Origin of the sequence: Pseudomonas sp. GM60, assembly GCF_000282415.1 — a bacterium.
Lineage (GTDB): Bacteria > Pseudomonadota > Gammaproteobacteria > Pseudomonadales > Pseudomonadaceae > Aquipseudomonas > Aquipseudomonas migulae.
In genome coordinates this window covers 82826-104477 of record NZ_AKJI01000070.1, presented here as the reverse complement: position 1 = coordinate 104477, position 21652 = coordinate 82826, and the positions used below count along the sequence as shown (strand labels likewise).

Below are 21652 nucleotides of genomic sequence, written 5' to 3'. Positions count from 1 at the left end.
GTACTCCGTGTCCTTTAACCACTACTACCAAAGCGAACTCACCGCACTTCGCCAGTTAGGTCGTCGATTCGCCGAGCGTAGCCCGGCGTTGGCGCCTTTCCTTGGCCAGGCCGGCCGGGATCCAGACGTGGAGCGGTTGCTGGAGGGCTTCGCATTCCTGACCGGTCGCCTGCGTCAGAAGCTCGACGACGAGCTGCCAGAGCTCAGCCATTCCCTGATGCACCTGCTGTGGCCCAACTACATGCGGCCGCTGCCGGCGTTCAGCATTTTGCAGTTCGATCCGTTGAAGCGTTCGGGGCCTGCGTTGAGGGTCGAGCGCGACACGCCGATCGAGAGTGTGCCAATCGATGACGTGCGTTGTCGCTTCCGCACCTGCTACCCAACCGAGGTGTTGCCGCTGGATCTGGCCGCGTTGAATTACTCGGTGAAGGGCGACGGTTCGCTGTTGAGCCTGCGTCTGGAGATGAGCGCTGACGGTCACCTCGGTGAGTTGGAACTGAGCCGGCTGCGTCTGCACTTCGCCGGTGAGCGCTACATCAGCCAGATGCTTTACCTGAGCCTGCTGCGCAATCTGGAAGGCATTGAGCTGATCCCGCTGGACGGCGCCGGCAAGCCCATCAACGGTGTCAACGGCACGCCGATGGCGTTCAAGATGCCTGGCGACCGTGTGCAGCCGGTGGGTTTTGCCGAAGAAGAAGCGTTGATCCCGTATCCGCTGAACACCTTCCGCGGCTACCGCTACTTGCAGGAATACTTCGCCTTCCAGGACAAATTCCTCTTCGTTGATATCAACGGTCTGGACCTGCTCAAAGCCCTGCCGGAAGACACGCTCAAGCAGATGCGCGGCCTCGAATTACGCTTCGACATTCGCAAGAGCGGCATCATGCGCATGCGTCCGACGCTGGACAACGTGAAGCTCTACTGCACGCCTATCGTCAACCTGTTCAAGCACGACGCCTTGCCGATCCGCCTCGACGGCAAGCAGGACGAATACCTGCTGCTGCCCGCCGAATTCGATCTGCAAAATTGCGGCGTGTTCTCGGTGGAAACCGTGACCGGCTGGAAGCCCGGCGGCCTCGGTTATCAGGAGTACGTGCCATTCGAATCCTTCGAGCACGACCCGAGTTTCGACGTGCCCAACAGCCGTCCCCATTACAGCATTCGCCAGCGTTCCTCCTTGCTACACGACGGCCTCGACACCTACCTGAGCTTCGGCATCCGCCACACCGAAGCCCATGAAACCCTGTCGATCGAGCTGATGTGCACCAACCAGAACCTGCCGCGCAAGCTCAAGCTCGGCGACATCTGCATGGCCTGTGAAGAGACGCCGGAGTTTTTGAGCTTCCGCAACATCACCCCGGCCACGTCGAGTTTCGCGCCGCCGCTGAACCGCGACTTCCTCTGGAAGTTGATCAGCAACATGTCGCTTAACTATTTGTCCCTGGCCGACGTCAATGCGTTGAAGGTGATTCTCGAAACCTACGATTTGCCGCGCTACTACGACCAACACGCGGAAAAAGTCAGCAAGCGCCTGCTCGGCGGGCTCAAATCGATCAAGCACCACCACGTCGACCGGTTGCACCGAGGGTTGCCGGTTCGCGGGTTGCGCACCGAGCTGACCATCGACCCGGAAGGGTATATCGGCGAGGGCGACCTGTTCGTTTTCGCTTCGGTTCTCAACGAGTTTTTCGCGCTTTACGCCAGTCTCAATTCGTACCACGAGCTGCGGGTAAAAAGCACACAGGGAGAGGTGTACCAATGGACACCACGTATGGGCCTGCAGCCGCTTCTTTAAGCGGACTGACCCGAGGAATACGCGAGTACTCGCTGTTTCAGGCCGTGCTGCTGGTGATTGACCGGCTGCGCGAGGCCCACCCGCACCTGAGCGAAGACGACCTGTACGATCAGCTGGAATTCCAGGCCAACCCGAGCCTGGGTTTCCCTGGCAGCGACGTTGATCGCGTGGAGTTTTTCCAAGAGCACGGGCACATGCGTGCGCGCCTGCGGTTCAACCTGATCGGCCTGGTCGGTTCCGGTTCGCCGCTGCCGGCGTTCTACGGCGAACAGGCGCTGGGCGACAGCGAAGACGGCAACCCGACCCGTAACTTCCTCGACCTGTTTCACCATCGCCTGCAACGGCTGATGCTGCCGATCTGGCGCAAGTACCGCTACCGCGCAAGCTTCCAGAGCGGCGCGCTCGACCCGTTCTCGGCGCAGCTGTTTGCCTTGATCGGCCTTGGCGGCGAAGAGATCCGCAAGGCCCAGGAACTGAACTGGAAACGCCTGCTGCCGTACCTCGGTTTGCTCAGCTTGCGGGCGCACTCGGCGGCGTTGATCGAAGCAGTGCTGCGTTACTACTTCAAGCACGCCGAACTGACCATCGAGCAATGCATCGAGCGCCGGGTGGAAATTCTCGACGAGCAGCGCAACCGTCTGGGCCGCGCCAACAGCCTGCTCGGCGAAGACCTGGTGCTGGGCGAACACGTGCGCGACCGCAGCGGCAAATTCCGTATTCACATCCGCGAACTCGACTGGCAACGCTTTCACGAATTCCTGCCGATCGGTTTCGGCTACCAGCCGTTGTGCGCGCTGGTGCGGTTCACCCTGCGTGACCCGCTCGACTACGACATTCGCCTGGTGTTGCGCCAGGAAGAAATCCGCGAACTGCGCATCGGTGAGCAGAACGCCTGTCGCCTGGGATGGACCAGTTGGCTGGGCCGCGAAAAAGCGGACGGCGTGGTGACCCTGGGCAGCAAAATTCATTAAGGACAGATGACCAATGATCAACGTAGACCTGCAACAACTTATCCAGGCGCTGGACGCCGAAACCCGTCGTGATCTGGAAAGTTCTGCCGAGCGTTGCGTCGCCCGTGGCGGCAGCAAGATCCTCGTCGAAGACTTGCTGCTGGGCCTGCTGGAGCGCCCGCAAGGCCTGCTCGCACGCGCGCTGCAAGACGCCGAAGTGGATGCCGGCGAGCTGAGCGCCGCGCTGCAATCGCGGGTCGAGCACAGCGCCTCGCGCAACCCGGTGTTCGCCCCGGAACTGGTGCAGTGGCTGCAAGACGCGTTGCTGGTGGCCAACCTTGAACTGGGCCAGAGCCAGGTCGAGCAAGCCGCGTTGATCCTCGCGCTGCTGCGCAACCCGATGCGCTACGCCGGCAGCCGTTACCAGTCGTTGCTGGCCAAGCTGAACATCGAGCGCCTGAAAGAATTCGCCCTGTCGCAGAAAGAGCAACCGGCCACCGGCAAGCCTGCCGTGCCGGGCGAATCGCTGCTGCAGCGCTTTACCCACAACCTGACCCAGCAGGCCCGCGACGGTAAACTCGACCCGGTGCTGTGCCGCGATGGCGCGATCCGGCAGATGGTCGACATCCTCGCCCGTCGCCGCAAAAACAACCCGATTGTGGTCGGCGAAGCTGGTGTTGGTAAAACCGCGATTGTCGAAGGCCTGGCTTCGCGCATTGCCGCCGGTGAAGTGCCGCAAGTGTTGAAAGGCGTTGAGCTGCTGTCGCTGGACATGGGCCTGCTGCAGGCCGGCGCCAGCGTCAAAGGTGAATTCGAGCGTCGCCTCAAAGGCGTGATCGACGAAGTCAAAGCCTCGCCGAAGCCGATCATCCTGTTCATCGACGAAGCGCACACGCTGATCGGCGCGGGCGGCAATGCCGGCGGTTCCGATGCGGCCAATCTGCTCAAACCAGCCTTGGCCCGTGGCGAATTGCGCACCATCGCCGCCACTACCTGGGCGGAGTACAAGAAGTACTTCGAAAAAGACCCGGCCCTGGCCCGTCGTTTCCAACCGGTGCAACTGCACGAACCGACCGTCAGCGAAGCGGTGACCATCCTGCGTGGTTTGGCGCAGGTCTACGAGAAGAGCCACGGCATCTACCTGCGCGACGACGCGGTGGTGGCGGCGGCGGAATTGTCCGCCCGTTACCTCGCCGGCCGTCAGCTGCCGGACAAGGCCGTCGACGTGCTCGACACCGCGTGCGCCCGTGTTCGCATCAGCCTCGCCGCTGCCCCGGAAAGTCTTGAGCGTCTGCGTGGCGAACTGGCTGAAGGTGGCCGTCAGCGTCAGGCGCTGCGTCGTGATGCCGATGCCGGTTTGTTGATTGATCACGAGGCGCTGGATGCTTTGGAAGATCGTCTGACTGCCGCCGAAGACGAAATGGTCGCCCTCGAAACGCTGTGGACCGAGCAGAAAGAACTGGCCGAGCGCCTGTTGGATCTGCGTCAGCAACTGGCCAAGGCTCGCGAAGCGGCTGCCGTCGAACCGACCGTCACGGTTGAAGAAGACGCCGAAGGCACCGTGATCGAAACCCTTGAAACGGTGAATGACGTCGCGTCCCTCGAAACCGCGCTCAACGAAACTCACAAAGCCCTGACCGATGCTCAGGTCAAAGAACGCCTGGTCAGCTTCGAAGTCTGCCCGCGTCTGGTCGCCGAAGTCATCAGCGCCTGGACCGGCGTGCCGCTGGCGCAACTGGCCCGCGAACACAACGCCAAGGTCGCCAGTTTCGCCACCGACCTGCGCACGCGCATCCGTGGTCAGGAACAAGCCGTGCACGCACTGGACCGCTCGATGCGCGCCACCGCTGCCGGCCTGAACAAACCGGATGCACCGGTGGGCGTGTTCCTGCTGGTGGGCCCGAGCGGCGTCGGCAAGACCGAAACCGCGCTGGCCCTCGCCGATTTGCTGTACGGCGGTGATCGTTTCATCACCACCATCAACATGTCCGAGTTCCAGGAGAAGCACACCGTGTCGCGCCTGATCGGTGCACCGCCGGGCTACGTCGGCTACGGCGAGGGCGGCATGCTCACCGAAGCCGTGCGGCAGAAGCCGTACTCCGTTGTGTTGCTCGATGAGGTCGAAAAGGCTGACCCGGACGTGCTCAACCTGTTCTACCAAATCTTCGACAAAGGCGTGGCCAACGACGGCGAAGGCCGCGAGATCGACTTCCGTAACACGCTGATCCTCATGACCTCGAACCTGGGCAGCGACCGCATCAGCGACCTTTGCGAAAACGGTGCACGGCCAACTGCCGAAGTGCTCGAAGAAACCATTCGCCCGGTGCTCAGCAAGCACTTCAAACCGGCGCTGCTGGCGCGGATGCGTGTGGTGCCTTACTACCCGGTCGGCGGCCCGGTGCTGCGTGAGCTGATCGAAATCAAACTCGGTCGTCTGGGCGAGCGCCTGAACCGTCGTCAGCTGGATTTCACCTACTCGCAAGACCTCGTCGATCACCTGGCCGAGCGCTGCACCCAAAGCGACAGCGGCGCGCGTCTGATCGACCACTTGCTGGACCTGCACGTACTGCCGCTGGTGGCCGACCGCTTGCTCGACGCGATGGCAACCGGTGAAAGCCTCAAGCGCGTCCACGCGACGCTCGACGGTGGCGCCAGCGTGACCTGCGAGTTCGCCTGAGGTGGGTGTGATGTTCACTCAAGTGCCGCAGCCGCTGGTGTATGCCGAAGCGTTGCTGGCGCAGTTCGCCAGCCTGTCGCGCGCGGCGGACGGCGCTGCGCTGCTGGGTGACTTCGTGCGCGGGGTGGCGGAACTCAGCGGTTGCGAGTTGACGCAGCTGTACCTGCTGGACGCGACCCACACGTGCCTGGGGATGAACGCCGAGTGCCTGAACGGCATTCTGCAGCCGCGCGAATCGGCAAGCTTGCTGGCGGATTACAACGGTGAACAACTGCTGCAATTCGCCCTGTGCCAGAACCGCGTGGTGAGCCTCGGCGAACTGAGCGGCAGCCTGCACGAAACCAGTTTCCTGCCGCCGCAGGCCACGCCGTGGCAGTCGCTGCTGTGCGTGCCGCTGGTCAATCAGCAGAAGGCGGTCGAAGGTTTGTTGCTGTGCGCCAGTCGTCGGCACATGGACCTGCAAGGCTTCGCCGATTCCCTCGGGCAACTGGGGTCGTTTGTGCTCGGCCAACTGCATCTGCTGCAACGTCTGCGTCAGCCGGTCGGTGATGCACGGCCATTGAAAGCCAGCATCCCGAGTGCCAGTGGTTACGGCTTGATCGGCAAGAGCAAGGCCATGCGCGAAACCTATTCGCTGATCAGCAAAGTCCTGCACAGCCCGTACACCGTGCTGCTGCGCGGCGAGACCGGCACCGGTAAGGAAGTGGTCGCACGCGCCATTCACGACTGCGGCCCGCGCCGTTCCCAGGCGTTCATCGTGCAGAACTGCGCGGCGTTCCCCGAGAACCTGCTGGAAAGCGAACTGTTCGGCTACCGCAAAGGCGCCTTCACCGGCGCGGATCGCGACCGCGCCGGGCTGTTCGACGCGGCCAACGGCGGCACCTTGTTGCTCGATGAAATCGGCGACATGCCGCTGTCGCTGCAAGCCAAGTTGCTGCGCGTGTTGCAGGAGGGCGAGATCCGCCCGCTGGGTTCCAACGACACTCACAAGATCGACGTGCGCATCATCGCCGCGACGCACCGGGATTTGTCGGTGCTGGTCAGCGAAGGCAAATTCCGCGAGGACTTGTACTACCGCCTCGCGCAATTCCCGATTGAGTTGCCGGCCCTGCGTCAGCGCGAAGGCGACATCCTCGACCTGGCCCGGCACTTCGCCGACAAGGCCTGCTCATTCTTGCAGCGCGATGCGGTGCGTTGGTCCGATGCGGCGCTGGATCACCTGTCCGGTTATGCCTTCCCCGGCAACGTGCGCGAACTCAAAGGCCTGGTCGAGCGCGCGGTGTTGCTGTGCGAGGGCGGCGAGTTGCTGGCCGAGCATTTCTCCCTGCGCATGGAAGCCGTGCCGGAAGACAACAGCCTGAACCTGCGTGAACGCCTGGAGCAGGTCGAACGCAGCCTGTTGCTCGATTGCCTGCGCAAAAACGACGGCAACCAGACCCTCGCGGCCCGCGAACTCGGGCTGCCGCGTCGCACGCTGCTGTACCGCCTCGGGCGCCTGAACATCAATCTCGGTGACTTCGATGGCTAGGCAAATGACCGTCGATTTCACCTCATTCGCTTCTGATAGCGCCGCCCGAACGGGCCGGCGCTTTGTGCTTTGTCTACCCCTGGAGACCCTCTGATGTCTGTTCGTCACTGGCAAGCCGTCCTGCTGACCCTCGTCGTTCTATGCGGCCTTGGCGGCTGCAGCGGCAATTACAAATTCAACGACAACACCTATCGCCCATTGGGTGATCCGCAGGCGGTCAATCGCGGCAAGTGACCGCAAGGAGTATCACCATGGAATTGGTTTTCGAAATGCTGAACACCAAGCAATTCGTGCCCACGGAGCTGTGCCAGAAGACCTTCAAGCAGGCCGGCGGCGTGATTGGCCGGGGCGAGGATTGCGACTGGATCATCCCGGACCGCAAGCGTCATCTGTCCAATCACCATGTGGACATCAGCTTTCGCGAAGGGACGTTCTTCCTGACCGACACCAGCAGCAACGGTGTCCAGGATGGCGGCAGCGGCGCACGCCTGCGCAAGGGCGAACCGATGCGCATCGAGCATGGCAGCACCTACGTGCTGGGTGATTTCGAGATCCGTGCGCGGCTGGTGCGCGACCCGGCGACCTTCGACGTCGAAGTCGGTCGCCCACAAGCGGCGGGCAGCATCATCCCGGATGACGCGTTCCTTGATCTCGATCCGCTGAACGCCCTTGATCAGCAAGAGCGCGTGTACTCGGAAATCGAAGAGTTGATCACCCCGAGCACCACCATTGAGGACACCCGTCAGCGCGCCGACTATGCGCGCATCGACATGGAAAGCCTGATGGTGCCGGAGTTGATCAACGCCCCGGCCGAACCTGCGCCAAGCCCTGTCGCAAAAGCGCCTGAGCGCCAGAGCGAAGGTTTCTGGGAGCACTTCGGTGCAGCGCTGGGCGTGGACCTCAAAGGCCTCGACCACGACGCCCGCGAAGCCCTGGCGCTGAACGCGGCACGCCTGCTCAAGCAAAGCGTCGGCGGTTTGCAGCAGAGCCTGCGCACCCGCAGCGAACTGAAAAACGAACTGCGTCTGGCCCAGACCACCGTGCAAGGCACGAACAAGAACCCGCTGAAATTCGCCGTCGATGCCGGTGAAGCGCTGGGCATTCTGTTGCAGCCGAACAAGCCGGGCCAATTGCCGGCCGAGCAGTCGATCTCCCGTGCGTTCCGCGATTTGCAGGCGCATCAGGTGGCCTTGCTGACCGCCAGCCGCGCCGCCGTTCGCGGCACGCTGGAACACTTCTCGCCGCAGCAACTGACCCTGCGTTTCGAGCGCGACAACAAGCCGTTGCTGGCCACCTCCGGCAGCCGCTGGAGAGCGTACGGTCGTTATCACCAGGCCCTGCGTCAGGACGATGACTGGAGCGAGCGCCTGCTGGCCCGCGACTTCGCTCAGGCCTACGAAGAACAGATCCGCCTGATTTCCACCCTTCACACCGACCACCAAGGATGATGCGCATGTCTCGCTGCTCGACCGCTTTTTTCAAGATGCTGACTGCGTTCGCGGTGCTGGTGCTGCTGGCCGGTTGTTCGTCGCTGTCGCCGTATTCCAAAGTGACAAAGGTCAACCTGAAGCTCACCGGCAGCGATCAGCTGAACCCGGACCTCAACGGGCGCCCGTCGCCGGTTGTCGTGCGTCTGTTCGAGCTCAAGCACCCGGTGACGTTCGAGAACGCCGACTTCTTCAGCCTGTACGAGCGCGCCAAGGAATCCCTGGCCCCAGACCTGGTGGCCAGCGAAGAACTCGAACTGCGCCCGGGCGAAACCATTGAGCTGAAACTCAGCGTGGAGGAGGGCAGCCGTTACGTCGGGATCCTCGCGGCCTACCGCGACCTGCCGGAAACCAAATGGCGCTACACGGTGCAAGTCACCCCGCTGGAAGTCACCGAGGCTGACCTGACCCTCGACCAGGCCGGTATTCGCAACAGCAACGAAAAGCTCGCCAAGGCGGATGACTGATCATGAATTCCCATAAAGTCATTTGGCAGGAAGGCATGCTGCTGCGTCCGCAGCACTTCCAGCACAACGATCGCTACTACGACCACCAGATGAAAACCCGCACGCAGTTGTTGGGCAGTTACACCTGGGGTTTCCTCAATCTCGACATCGATTTGCAGTTCCTCAACATGGGCAAACTGGTGATCAGTCAGGCCTCGGGGATTCTGCCGGACGGCAGCCTGTTCGAACTCGGCGGCAACACCGAGCCACTGGCGCTGGACGTGCCGCCGAACACCGGCAACACGCCGATTTACCTGGCGCTGCCGCTGGTCACCGGTAACCACATCGAGTCGCGCCGCCCGGAGCAATCCGACGTGCTGGCGCGCTACACCGCGTACGAAGCGGAAGTGGCCGACTCCAACGCCGGCGACGATTCCGCCAGCCAGGTCAGCTGCGGTCGCCCGGACTTCAAACTGTTGCTCGGCGAGCAGCAGAGCGATCAGGCCTACGTGAAGCTGAAGATCTGCGACGTGCTCGACACCACGCCCGACGGCGTGATCAGTCTCGATCCGGATTTCGTGCCGACCTACATTCAGGCGCATTCCTCCAGCTATTTGCTGTCGTGCCTGAAAGAAGTGATCAGCATGCTCGGTCACCGGGGCGACACCATCGCCGAGCGCATCCGCTCCAACGGCAAGGTCGGTGGCGCGGAAGTCGGCGACTTCATGATGCTGCAACTGATCAACCGCACCGAGCTGCTGCTGCGTCACTACCTCGGTCTGGAACAGGTTCACCCGGAAGAGTTGTACCGCACGCTGCTGACCATGCTCGGTGATCTGGCGACCTTCTCCAGCGACAGCAAACGCCCGCGTCTGGACAGCCGTTACCAGCACAGCGACCAGGGCGCGAGCTTCCGCAAACTGATGGAAGCGATCCGTCAGGTGCTGTCGATGGTGCTCGAACAGCACGCCATCGAACTGGTCCTGCAAGCGCGTCAGTACGGGATCATCGTCTCGCCGTTGCACGACCACAAACTGCTGGGCTCGGCGTCGTTCGTGCTCGCGGCCAGTGCCAACTGCGATTCCGAAGAACTGCGCCACCGCTTGCCGGCGCACCTCAAGGTCGGCCCGGTGGAGCGCATCCGCCAACTGGTCAACCTGCACCTGCCGGGCATCAAGGTCAAACCGTTGCCGGTGGCCCCACGGCAGATCGCGTTCCACTCCAACAAAACCTATTTCATCCTCGAACTCAGTTCCGAAGACCTGGCACAACTGGAGCGCTCCGGCGGCTTCGCGTTCCACGTGTCCGGCGAATTCGCCGAGCTTGAATTGAAATTCTGGGCCATCAGGAACTGACCGACATGATCAAGGACATGGAACACCATCAGGACGATAAAACCGTCTTGCTCGACCGCCAGGGCCACGGCCCGGCGCAAAGTCCGCTGACCGACTTCGCCGCACCGCCGCGTTTCGAACAACTCGAAGAGCGGATGATCTACGCCGCCCGCCTGCGCCCGGCAGAGACCTTCAACATCAGCCTCAATTCGCTGGTGGCCGCCGGTTCCGACCTGTTGTCGGAAGTGGTTCGCCTCAAGCACAGCGACAGCCGCGAAGACATGTACGCGCTCAACGAGCGCCTGACCGCCGGGCTGAAACTGTTTGAAGTGCGTGCGCTGCACAACGGCGCCGAAAGCAGCCAGGTGATGGCTGCGCGTTACGTGCTCTGCACCGTGGTCGACGAAGCCGTCGTGACCACGCCGTGGGGCAACGAAAGCGAGTGGTCGCAGATGAGCCTGCTCAGCAGCTTCCACAACGAAACCTTCGGTGGCGAGAAGTTCTTCCAGCTGCTGGATCGCCTGTCGAAAAACCCGGTCAAGCACCTGCCGATGCTGGAGCTGATGTACCTGTGCCTGTCCCTCGGTTTCGAAGGCAAGTACCGCGTGCAAGCGCGCGGCATGCTCGAACTCGAAGGCATCCGCGACGCCTTGTATCGGCAGATTCGTCAGCTGCGCGGCGACGTGCCGCGTGAACTGTCGCCGCATTGGGAAGGCTTGAACGACCAGCGTCGCAGCCTGGTGCGCATCGTGCCGGCGTGGATGGTGGTGCTGTTCACCGTGGTCTGCCTGGTGGTGATGTATTCGGGGTTCGCCTGGGTCTTGGGCGAGCAGCGCGACACCGTTCTGCAACCTTATCAGCCGCTGGATTCCGCCGCGGCCCAGCCGCTGTCGCAGCCGTAAACAGGGACGTGTGATGAAAAAGTTTTTCAAGAAAGTCGGCGCGTTCGTGCGCCAGACCTGGGTCTGGACCTTGCTGCTGGTGCTGTTCGTCGCGCTGCTGGTCTGGTTTGTCGGGCCGCTGCTGGCCGTCGATGACTACAAGTTCTGGGAAGGTTCGACCTCCCGCCTGCTGACCATCAGTGTGCTGTTCCTGATCTGGGGCCTGACCATGGTCTTCGTCAGCTGGCGTGCCGGTGTGCGCAAGAAAGCGGTCGAAGAGACTGAGGATGGACAGGATCGTATCCGCCGTGAAGAGTTGATCGACGAAGAGCAGAAGGAGTTGAAGGAGCGTTTCAAGGACGCCCTGAAAACCCTGAAGACCTCGAGCCTCTATCGCGGCCGCAGCGAACGCTGGCGCAGCGATTTGCCGTGGTACTTGCTGATCGGCCCGCAGGGCAGCGGCAAGACCAGCCTGCTGGACTTCTCGGGCCTTGAGTTTCCGATCAACAAGATCGACCGCAAACTGACCCGCGACACACTCGGCACCCGTCATTGCGACTGGTATTTCGCCGACCACGGTGTGCTGATCGACACCGCCGGACGTTACCTGACCCAGGCGGATGCCGAAGTCGATGGCAGCGCCTGGAGCACTTTGCTCGACCTGCTGCGCAAGCGTCGTCGCAACCGTCCGTTGAACGGCGTGCTGGTGACCATTCCCGTGGAATTGCTGCTGGGCGCTAACGAGCAGGATCTGGAGACGCTGGCGCGTCAGGTGCGTGCGCGCCTGCAAGACGTGCATCAGAAACTGCACGTCGATGTGCCGATCTATCTGGTCCTCAGCAAGGCTGACCAGTTGCTCGGTTTCGACGAGTTCTTCGACCAGCTGACCCGCGAAGAAAGCGATCAGGTGCTCGGCACCAGCTTCCGCAAAGAGCAGAGCGGCACCGACGTCACCGTGCTGCGCGCCGAGTTCGAAGAGCTGCTGCGTCGCCTCAACAGCCAAGTGATCATGCGCATGCACCAGGAGCGCGACACCCAGCGCCGTGGTCGCATCCTCGACTTCCCGCATCAACTGGGGCAGATCGGCGAGCGGCTGTGCCTGTTCGTCGACATGGCGTTCACCGGCAACCGTTATCAGCGTGTCAGCCAGTTGCGCGGCTTCTACCTGACCAGCGCACCGCACCTGACCCAGGAAATGGACCAGACCACCGCCGGCATCGGCGCCAATCTGGGGATCAATTCCGGCGTATTGCCGACCCTTCGCAGCGGCCGTTCGCGGTTCATTCACCATTTGCTCAGCCGGGTGATTTTCCCTGAGGCCGATCTGGCCGGTCTGGACAAGCGCGAACGCAGCCGCATCCATTGGGGCCAGCGTGCGTTGTACGTCGGTGCATTGGCGGCGTTGGGCCTGTTCGGCCTGCTGTGGGCAAGCGGTTTCTCGGCCAACTATGAGCGCCTGGAAAACCTGCGCAACCTGGCGCAAACCTGGACGCAACAGCGCTCGGCCCTGACCGCCCGTGATGATTCGATGGCGGTACTGAAGACCCTCGACACCAGCTACGCGGCGACCCAGGTGTTCCCGAAGAAGGGCGATGTGGGTTACCACGAGCGTGGCGGCCTGTATCAGGGCGAAGACGTCAATCCGGTGGTGAAGGCGGCTTACGAGCGCGAGCTCGAAAAGCAATTGCTGCCGAAGGTCGCGACCCTGCTGGAAGGGCAGATCCGCGCCAACATGAAGGACCGCGAACGCCTGCTCAACAGCTTGCGCGCGTACCTGATGCTAAACATGAAAGATCGCCGCGATGCGGTGTGGCTCAAGGATTGGGTCGCGACTGACTGGTCCCTGCGTTACGCCGGCAACACTGCGGTGCAGAACGGTCTGAACACGCACTTCGAGCGCTTGCTCAAGCTTCCGTTTATCTACCCGCTGAACGATCAACTGGTGGCTCAGGCGCGTCAGGTATTGCGCAGCGAGTCGCTGGCCAACGTGGTTTACCGGATGCTGCGCGAGCAGGCCCGAGACCTGCCGGAATACCGTTTGAGCCAACACCTGGGCCCGCAGGGTGCGCTGTTTGTCGGCACCGATTACGTGATCCCGGGTTTCTACACCCAGCAGGGTTATCAGCAGTATTTCTCGGTGCAGGGCAGTGCGCTGGTCACCGACATCCTGCGTGACAACTGGGTGCTGGGCGAAGGTTCGGGCATCAGCGGCATGGACTTGCGTCGCCTGATGGTCGAACTGGAGCAACTGTACTTCCGCGACTACGCCAACTTCTGGAGCGAAGCCGTGGGCCAGGTTGCACTGCCTCCGATCAACGATTTCAGTGAGGGCGCCGAGCAACTGGCGGGCCTGACCTCGGCCAACTCGCCGGTGCTGCAACTGCTGGTGGAAGTGCGCGAGAACACCCGGTTCCCGGCAGAAGCCGAGGCGGTTGATCAAGCGGCTGATGCCGCTGCCGCACTGGGCGAGCAGAAAGGCAAGTTGGGCAAGCTGGGCAAACTGGCGTCTGCCGCCGCGGACAAAGCCTCGGACATGGCCGCGATCAAAAACCTGCCGGACACCGCGAAGAAATCCCTGCAACGCCGCTTCGAACCGCTGCACCGTTTGCTGGATGACAACAACGGCCCGGCCGCTGATTTGACCCCGGCGCTGACGGCGCTCAATGACCTGCAAATGCAACTGTCGAGCCTTGCTCGCGCCAGTGCGCCGGAGCAGGCCGCGTTCGAAATGGCCAAGACCCGCATGAGCGGCCAGCGTGATGCGCTGAGCAACCTGCGCAATGCCTCGAACCGCCTGCCGCGCCCGGTCAGCGTGTGGTTCAACGTGCTGGCCGAAGACACCTGGCGTCTGGTGCTCAACGATTCCTACCAGTACCTGAACCAGCGTTATCAAAGCGAGCTGTACAGCTTCTACGGCAAGGCGATCAACAAGCGCTACCCGTTCAGCGCCCACAGCACCAGCGACGTGGCGATCAGCGACTTCCGCGAGTTCTTCAAGGCGCAGGGCATTGCCGATCGCTTCTTTGATACGTACATGCGTCCGTTCGTGAGTGGCGATCCGGGCAACTACCGTCTGCGCAGCATTGACGGTCACAGCATGCCGATCTCCAAGGTCTACCTCGACCAGATGGCCGCGGCCCAAGTGATCCGCCAGAGCTTCTTCTCGATCAACCCGGCGGAACCGCAAGTGCAGTTCAAACTGGAGCCGTACACCCTCGACCCGGCCGTCAGTCGTTCCGAATTCAAGTTCGGCGACAAGACCATCGAATACCGTCACGGCCCGATTGTGCCGGTGTCGTTCAAATGGCCGACCGATGCTGAAGACGGGCGCACCAGCCTGGTGATGGACAAGATGGCGGGCCGCCCGATCGGCATCGAGAAGAACTCCGGCCCGTGGTCGCTGTTCCGTCTGTTCGACCTGATGCAGACCGAGTACCTCAGCGGTCGTGATGTGCTGGTGCTGAAGGCGGACGTCGGTGGCCTGCGCGCCAACTACTTGCTGACCAGCCAGCGCACGCCGAACCCGTTCGACATGGGCGTGCTGCGCACCTTCCGCATGCCGGTGCAGCTCTGATGCTGGTTGCCAGTTCCTGGCGCAGCGCTGCGCGCACCGATGCCGGCAAGGTTCGGGCGCGCAACGAAGATGCTTTCCTCGACTGTCCGCAGCAGGGGCTGTGGGTGGTCGCGGACGGCATGGGCGGTCATCAGGGCGGCGACGTTGCCAGCCAGTTGATCGTCGCCAGCCTGGCGGAATTGCCGGCGCAGGATGACTTCGACGAACGACTCAAAGGCATTCGCCAGTGCTTGCACTGGCTGAACCGCCGCTTGGGTCAGGAGTTGACCGTCACCGCCGGGCGCCACGACAGCATCATGGGCAGCACCGTCGTGGCGCTGCTGGTGGAAGGCAATCGCGCGGCCTGCATCTGGGCCGGCGACAGCCGTTGCTACCTGTGGCGCGGCCAGCGTTTGTACCAGCTGTCCAAGGACCATTCGCTGCAACAGCAACTCATCGACGAGCAACAGATGAGCGTCGAAGACGCCAGCGCGCATCCCGCCGCGCATGCCTTGACCCGTGCGGTCGGGGCGGCCGAGCAGCTGACGCTGGACGTGCTCGAACTCGAGGTTTACCCCGGCGATGCGTTTCTGTTGTGCAGCGATGGTTTGTACAACGGGCTGAGCAGCGATGCCTTGGGTAGCGCCCTGAGCCTGACCGCGCCGCATGTCGCGCTTGAGCGTCTGTTCGACGGCGCGCTGCGTGGCTCGGCCCGGGACAACCTGACTGCCGTGGTGATCCGCCAATGACCCAACTCATGCCGCCGCTCGACGACCTGCTGATGAGCGAAGAGCAAGCCAATAACCTGACTTACTTTGCGTTCGCCAAGTCGCATCAAGCTGAGCCCGCGTTGGCGCCGACAAGGGCCAGTGTCGGTGAACTGCCAGACGTGCTGGCAGGGCGTTACCGCATCGAGCGTCTGCTCGGTGCCGGTGGCATGGGCGCGGTTTACCGTGCACGGGACTTGCTGAGCGAACAGTTCGGCGATCCCGACCCTTACATCGCGCTGAAAATCCTCAGCGAAGAATTTGCCGAATCGCCGGACGCCAGCGCCTTGCTCTACAGCGAGTTCGCCCTGACCCGACGACTGCGCCACGACAACGTGCTGCGACCGCACACCTTTGAAGTGGACACCGATTGCCAGCGCGCCTTCATCACCATGGAACTCATGCGTGGGCTGACCCTGGACAAACTGCTCTGCGAACGGCCACTCGGCCTGCCGTGGAAAGAACTGCGCGACATCGCGCTGCCGCTGCTCGACGCACTGGCCTACGCCCACGCGCGCGGCGTGCTGCACGGCGACATGAAGCCAAGCAACGTGATGCTCAGCGAAGAAGGCGTGCGCCTGTTCGACTTCGGTCTGGGCCAAGCCGAAGAGGGCATCCTGCCCGGCCTACCTCATTTGAGCCGCGACCGCTTCAACGCCTGGACCCCAGGCTACGCCGCACCGGAACTGCTCGAAGGCCAGCCACTGTCAGCCAGCGCCGACGTCTACGGCGTGGCCTGCGTGCTTTACGAATTGGCGGGCGGCAAGCACCCGTTCCGCCGCTTGCCCTCGACCCAGGCCCGTGACGAACACCTGGAGCGCGAGCTGCACGCCCCGAAAAATCTACCGAAACACTGCTGGCCAGCCCTGCGAACGGCGCTGGCATTCGATGCGGCCGATCGAACGATCACCGCCGCACAACTGCGTGACGCCATGGGCGCCACTTTGTCTTTGCTGCAACGTCTGCGACTTCGGGCGTAACGGATGACTACCGAACAGGGAGCAAGCAATGTTCAACCCAGCTAACGAAACGCACTTCAGCCTGACTGTCGAAGACTACGTCGGCGACCTGCAAGTGCTGTCGTTCACCGGCACCGAAGGCATCAGCCAGCCGTATCGCTTCGACCTCGAACTGGTCAGCGAAAACCCCGATCTGGACCTGGAAAAACTCCTGCACAAACAGGCATTCCTGGCGTTCGATCCACAGGGCAGCGGCATCCACGGCCAGATCTACCGCGTCGCCCAAGGTGATGCCGGCAAGCGCCTGACCCGCTACAAAGTCTCCCTGGTGCCGCACCTGCAATACCTGCATCACCGCACCAACCAGCGCATCTACCAGCAGATGTCCGCGCCGAAAATCATCGCGCTGATCCTCGAAGAACACGGCATCAAGGGCAACGCCTACAACTTCCAGCTCAGCCAGCCATGCCCGGACCGCGACTACTGCGTGCAGTACGACGAAACCGACCTGCACTTCGTCCAGCGCCTGTGCGAAGAGGAAGGCATTCACTACCATTTCCAGCACAGCGCCAAAGCTCACCTGCTGGTGTTCGGCGACGACCAGACCGTATTCCCCCAACTCGGCCAGCCAACCGCGTACGTGCAAGGCAGCGGCATGGTCGCCGACGAACCGGTGATCAAAGGCTTCAAACTGCGCCTGGAAACCCGCACCAGCCGCACCACCCGCCGCGACTACGATTTCGAAAAACCACGCCTGCAACTCGAAGCTGCTTACAAGCCCGATGTTCAGAGTGACGAACCAGACCTCGAAGACTACGACTACCCCGGCCGCTTCCTCGACCGCGCGCGCGGCAAATTCCTCAGCCAGCGCGTCCTCGAACGCCACCGCGCCGACTACCAGCAAGCCGAAGGCCACGGCGACCAGACCCGCTTGATCAGCGGCCACTTCCTGGAAATGTCCGACCACCCGCGCACCGAGTGGAACGACCTCTGGCTGCTCACCGAAATCGTCCACGAAGGCAAACAACCGCAAGTCCTCGAAGAGTCCGTGACCAGCGACACCACCGACAACAAAGACGACTTCCACCAGGGCTACCGCAACCGCTTCCTCGCCACCCCATGGGCCGTGTTCTACCGCCCGGCACTGCAACACCCGAAACCGAGGGTACTCGGCAGCCAGACCGCCAAAGTCACCGGCCCCGCCGGCGAAGAAATCCACTGCGACCAGTACGGCCGCATCAAAGTGCAATTCCACTGGGACCGCGAAGGCCAGGCCGACGACAAAACCAGCTGCTGGATGCGCGTCTCCTCAAGCTGGGCCGGCGACCGCTACGGCGCCATCGTCATCCCGCGCATCGGCATGGAAGTCCTCGTCACCTTCCTCGAAGGCGATCCCGATCAACCGTTGGTGACTGGTTGCCTGTACCACAAGGAAAACCAGGTTCCCTACGACCTGCCGGCGAACAAGACGCGCAGCGTGTTCAAAACCCTCAGCTCACCGGGCGGCGGCGGGTACAACGAACTGCGGATTGAGGACAAGAAAGGCGCGGAGCAAATCTTCATCCACGCCCAGCGGGATTGGGATGAAAACATCGAGCACGACCAGAAGATTCGCGTCGGGAACGAACGGCACGACACGGTGGTGAAGAACACCTACACCGAGCTGAAGGCTGAAGAGCATCGCACCACGATTGCTGATCGCAAGGTGGAAACGCGGGTGGATGATCACCTGACGATTGGGCAGAACCAGCATGTCAAACTCGGAAACGCGCAACTGACCAGCGCCGGGAAAGAGATACACCTGAAGGCTGGGGCGAAGATTGTTATTGAGGCAGGGTCGGAGCTGACCATCTTGGGTGGTGGCAGCTTTATCAAGCTGGATGGCGGTGGGGTGACGGTTGTTGGGCCGATTGTGAAGATCAATGCCGGTGGGTCGGCGGGCTCGGGGACCGGGATTGGGATTAAACCGCCGGTGCTGCCGGGGGCGGCGGATAAGGATAAGGCGGGGAGTTTGATGGATCAGGCGTTGGGGAATGCGGTGCCTGAGAAGGTTAAACCGGAGGCTTTTTTTGTGTTTTCTGAGTGATCATTCATCCGCTTAAAGGATCTGATATATGAAATATCAACGGCGCCTCACTCTTGCACTGGTCATGTCAGTGTTCGGAATATTTTCAAATTGCGCAATGGCAGGCGGAGCGAATTTAAATTCGTGTCCATCCACAGTCTTTTCAAAGTTTCTATCTGCTTATCTGGAAAATCCTTCCATTCAACAGGAGTTTACTCATATCCCGTTGAAAAAATTAATTACGGTAGACGCTGAGCCTGAACCAGAGCAAAAAATAGTTCTATTGGATAAGCAAAAGGTGACTTTTCCAGTAATTTCTGGGGAAAAGAAACGAGCCGTCGACGGCGTTGAAGTGACAATTTTAGAAGAAGTCAACGGTGTTGCAAAAGTAAAAATAGAGAAGCCAGATACCGACTATCAAGTTTTCTATGTGTTTAAGTTTGAAGAGTGTTGGTTTTTGGATGAAATTCAAGACTACTCGCTTTGATGGAAAATTAAAAAGGAAGTTATATGTCTTTCAATGAAGTGATGCTCCGTGTTCTGCCTCCAGTTGGTGATCACCAACCTCATATCACAGGAGTTTATGGCGAACAGCGTGCGAGTGGCCCTCATGGAGGGACAGATTTTAACTATATTGGCGGCCAGAATGGTATTAATCTACAGAATCCAAAAGTCTATGCGCCAATAGCCGGAACCGTAACATTTACCGGCGGCAATTATGGCACGATAAAAATCAAAGATGCGGACGGCAATAGTCATGAGATTCTGCATACGAGTAGTCACGTTGTAAGCCAGGGAGAAACTGTTGCTGCAGGTAATGAAATTGGTACTATGGGGGGGAAAGGACCGAATGGTGTAACCCAATACCCACGCCATGTTCACTATCAAATGAAGGATCCAAACGGCAACCTTATTAGTCCAGAGGTTTGGTGGGGTCAACAGACTGTTACTCTGAGCACAGCAACACCTGAATCAGCTGCGTTTAGCCTTCTTAATTTTCAGTTTCCAATACGGAAGTCGGGCAGCGGACGGTATAAAGATGCGGATGAGGTTTTTTCTGCACTACAAGGTGAAACTTCGGGTAATTATCTTCTAGGTAGCCATAAGTTTTGGCATGGGGGAATTCATATAAGTAATTCAAGCGCCCCTCAATGCATTAGTGATGAGCCAGTTCGCTGTATGGCTGATGGTGTGGTCGTCGCCTACCGTCTGAACAAAGACTATGAGAAGTCCACATTTGAGGGTGAGAGCGGCTCTGAGGTACTGAAGTATTCAAACTCTTTTTGTTTGGTCCGACATGATTACAAATCTCCGTCCAATAGTCAGGCAACTCCTAATACAAATAACACTCTAACATTCTATAGTTTGTACATGCATTTGCTGCCATTTCAGCACTATCCGCTCGAGCCTGGAGGAGGAACTATTGCTCGGTCGAAGCCCGAGTATTGGCAAGGTAAGGTTCGCGCGAAAGTCACTGGCAGTGGGCTAGTTCTACGGAATGCGCCTGCTACTTTGACTGATGGAGCCAATGCTGGGACGAAAAAAGGTAGCTCTATGGTCTTGAGCACTAATAGTATTATCGAATTCGATAGTTCGAAAATCCTTAATCTAAAGCTGAATGGTAAGCTGCTTAGAATGGCCGAGTGTGTATTTATTCCGAGCTCCTCGAATCCACCTACTGGACTAAAAAATCAAAGTGCAGCTGTACCTTCTAATTTTTGGGCTTGTGTAGAGGATGTGAGCCCCAATCGTGTTGTCGAATGGCAGGAAATAACGCCAACGAGTTTTGATGCGGTCGTTCCAATGAATATGAAAATCAAAGCGGGAGACACGATTGGATACCTTGGCCTCAATGAGGTCTTGGCGGGTCCTAACGGGGGGGTAGTCCGTAAGCACCAAGTTCATTTGGAGATTTTTACACTGGATCCAAAAGTCGACGATTTTCTGAAAAATACGGCTGGCGTAAAAAAAGGAAAACGATATATTCATCTGCCTTCAGGTACTGTTCTGGTCAAGAAAACTCCTGAGACAGGAAGTGTGACCTTGGGAACGGATCATTGTGTTGATCTGAGCAAGTCTCCGATATACAAAGATCCGACTGAGTGGTATGAAGTATCTGTTAAGGAAAACAATCAAGATATTAAAGGATTGATAAAAAAGACAGAAGCAAAGGTAGTCACTCAACACGACTGGGAAAAGTTAGGGTTTCGTGTCGTAAAGGAAATTAATTCTAATTCTGACGGGTTTTTAGATCCGGATGATATGCCGCCTTTTTTCAAAGAGCTATATGACGATCTGGATAATCTTGGTAACCACGATAACAAGGTGACGCCGGAGGATTTTCCTGAAGCATTAAAAAACGCAGAGTTTCGAGATCACTGGTCTAGATTAGTTGCGTATCATCCTACTGAGTGGAAGGAAAAATCAGACTCTGCAAAATGGAGTCGACTAAACCAGATACTTGAAGGGTCTCCGGCGATTCTTAAGCTAGAAAAAGATCGGATTGATAAACTGGTTTTTTGGGACGATCCAGTCATTCAAGAAAAGGGTCTTGGTGATGGAAATATTTGGCACTTCCATCCAATCGCAATGATTGGAAATTTTTTAGCCAAAGAGTCGTCAAAGGCTGGGCAAATTACCTACGATGCTGAGGGTAATGACATCCCAGGCTCCCCGTTTTTCAGTCGTCATATACACTGGCCAGGGAATGATTTGTCAGGCGTTACCTTAGGACGCGGATATGATATGGGGTTTAGATCCGAAACGGAAATATACAACCATATGATCGCTGCTGGGGTAGAAGATGCTCAGGCTACGAAGATATCTAAAGCTCGGCAGTTTAAGGGCACAAACGCGAGAGATTTTGTGGCTCAGAATCGCGCCGATATAGGCACGATAACAATCGAGCAGCAAGAAGCACTATTTGATTTGATTTATCCAGGCTACGTTGTTAAGGCTGTCGCAAATTATAATTACTGGACATCTCCTTTTTCAGAGCGTTTGGAGTGGGATGCATTAAGCCAAATCGTTAAAGATATCTTGGTGGATTTTGTATACCAAGGATTCACAAAAGGGGCAAATCCAATGAAGGCAGGGATGAAGGATGACGTTGATCAGTTAATAAGCTATATCGAAAATAATCCTACAATTAGACAGTACGAAGACGGTCGAAAACGCGCTGCTTACTTGAGAAAAAATCGCTAGGAGATA

Annotated in this window: 15 protein-coding genes; all 15 read left to right on the top strand. The window is 59.5% G+C overall.

What is annotated here, in order from left to right:
• Positions 1–7 precede the first annotated feature (7 nt).
• The 15 genes from tssF (at position 8) to PMI32_RS29880 (ending at position 21646) form a co-directional block, all read left to right on the top strand.
• A complete protein-coding gene (tssF, locus tag PMI32_RS11775) occupies positions 8–1795 on the top strand; it encodes a type VI secretion system baseplate subunit TssF (protein WP_008030663.1) in 1788 nt (595 codons plus the stop codon).
• On the top strand, positions 1759–2766 hold the full coding sequence (gene tssG, locus PMI32_RS11780; protein ID WP_008030662.1) for a type VI secretion system baseplate subunit TssG: 1008 nt from the start codon (positions 1759–1761) through the stop codon (positions 2764–2766). Before tssF ends, tssG begins: the two co-directional genes overlap by 37 nt.
• 13 nt (positions 2767–2779) lie before the next feature.
• Positions 2780–5422, top strand: coding sequence for a type VI secretion system ATPase TssH (gene tssH, locus PMI32_RS11785; protein ID WP_008030661.1), 2643 nt, complete (start codon positions 2780–2782; stop codon positions 5420–5422).
• A 10-nt stretch (positions 5423–5432) separates the two neighbouring features.
• Positions 5433–6950, top strand: a complete 1518-nt coding sequence (locus tag PMI32_RS11790) for a sigma-54 interaction domain-containing protein (protein ID WP_008030660.1) — start codon at positions 5433–5435, stop codon at positions 6948–6950.
• A 93-nt stretch (positions 6951–7043) separates the two neighbouring features.
• The gene (locus PMI32_RS11795; protein WP_008030659.1) at positions 7044–7184 is read left to right on the top strand and encodes a hypothetical protein; all 141 of its coding nucleotides are present in this window, start codon (positions 7044–7046) and stop codon (positions 7182–7184) included.
• 17 nt (positions 7185–7201) lie between these two features.
• Positions 7202–8398, top strand: a complete 1197-nt coding sequence (gene tagH / locus PMI32_RS11800) for a type VI secretion system-associated FHA domain protein TagH (RefSeq protein WP_008030658.1) — start codon at positions 7202–7204, stop codon at positions 8396–8398.
• Between the two features lie 5 nt (positions 8399–8403).
• Positions 8404–8904, top strand: coding sequence for a type VI secretion system lipoprotein TssJ (gene tssJ / locus PMI32_RS11805; RefSeq protein WP_008030657.1), 501 nt, complete (start codon positions 8404–8406; stop codon positions 8902–8904).
• Positions 8905–8906: 2 nt separating this feature from the next.
• Positions 8907–10238, top strand: a complete 1332-nt coding sequence (tssK, locus tag PMI32_RS11810) for a type VI secretion system baseplate subunit TssK (protein WP_008030656.1) — start codon at positions 8907–8909, stop codon at positions 10236–10238.
• A 5-nt stretch (positions 10239–10243) separates the two neighbouring features.
• Positions 10244–11119, top strand: coding sequence for a type IVB secretion system protein IcmH/DotU (icmH, locus tag PMI32_RS11815; RefSeq protein WP_008030654.1), 876 nt, complete (start codon positions 10244–10246; stop codon positions 11117–11119).
• Positions 11120–11132: 13 nt separating this feature from the next.
• Positions 11133–14672 (top strand): type VI secretion system membrane subunit TssM, encoded by a 3540-nt coding sequence (tssM, locus tag PMI32_RS11820; protein ID WP_008030651.1) that lies wholly within the window; start codon positions 11133–11135, stop codon positions 14670–14672.
• Positions 14672–15400: a PP2C family protein-serine/threonine phosphatase gene (locus PMI32_RS11825; protein WP_008030650.1), complete on the top strand. Its 729-nt coding sequence runs from the start codon at positions 14672–14674 to the stop codon at positions 15398–15400. The genes tssM and PMI32_RS11825 overlap by 1 nt, the downstream gene beginning before the upstream one ends.
• Complete coding sequence (locus tag PMI32_RS11830; protein ID WP_008030646.1) at positions 15397–16398, top strand: serine/threonine-protein kinase; 1002 nt, start codon at positions 15397–15399, stop codon at positions 16396–16398. The genes PMI32_RS11825 and PMI32_RS11830 overlap by 4 nt, the downstream gene beginning before the upstream one ends.
• A gap of 28 nt (positions 16399–16426) precedes the next feature.
• Positions 16427–18463, top strand: a complete 2037-nt coding sequence (locus tag PMI32_RS11835; RefSeq protein WP_008030641.1) for a type VI secretion system Vgr family protein — start codon at positions 16427–16429, stop codon at positions 18461–18463.
• Between the two features lie 28 nt (positions 18464–18491).
• Positions 18492–18929, top strand: a complete 438-nt coding sequence (locus PMI32_RS11840) for a hypothetical protein (RefSeq protein WP_008030635.1) — start codon at positions 18492–18494, stop codon at positions 18927–18929.
• 23 nt (positions 18930–18952) lie between these two features.
• A complete protein-coding gene (locus PMI32_RS29880) occupies positions 18953–21646 on the top strand; it encodes a DUF8812 domain-containing protein (RefSeq protein ID WP_008030633.1) in 2694 nt (897 codons plus the stop codon).
• Positions 21647–21652: the final 6 nt, after the last annotated feature.